The organism is Pseudoalteromonas sp. RB2-MNA-CIBAN-0110 (assembly GCF_040309305.1).
In the GTDB taxonomy this organism is placed as follows: Bacteria; Pseudomonadota; Gammaproteobacteria; order Enterobacterales; family Alteromonadaceae; genus Pseudoalteromonas; species Pseudoalteromonas arctica.
In genome coordinates, this window is sequence record NZ_JBEOOQ010000329.1 from 1 (window position 1) to 236 (window position 236).

A 236-nucleotide genomic window follows, 5' to 3' on the forward strand; every position below is an offset into this window, starting at 1 on the left:
CTTCGGTACTCATTAAACGCTCTTTTATACGGCGATTAAAGGCAATAAACTCATCTTCGCTAAAGGCGTTATCAAGCGATAACATAGGCACTTGGTGCGCTACTTGCTCAAATTTACTTAGCGCAGCACCGCCCACTTTTTGGGTTGGTGAGTCGGCAGTTATTAATTCTGGGTGCTGAGTTTCTAGTGCGCTGAGTTGTTGTAATAAACGGTCGTATTCAGCATCAGGAATACTG

1 protein-coding gene is annotated in these 236 nt (G+C 44.1%); it reads right to left on the minus strand.

The window, feature by feature from the left end; genetic code table 11:
• Positions 1 to 236 (minus strand): DNA ligase LigA-related protein (locus tag AAEY68_RS21700; protein ID WP_502935728.1); only part of this gene is annotated, 236 nt, incomplete at both ends.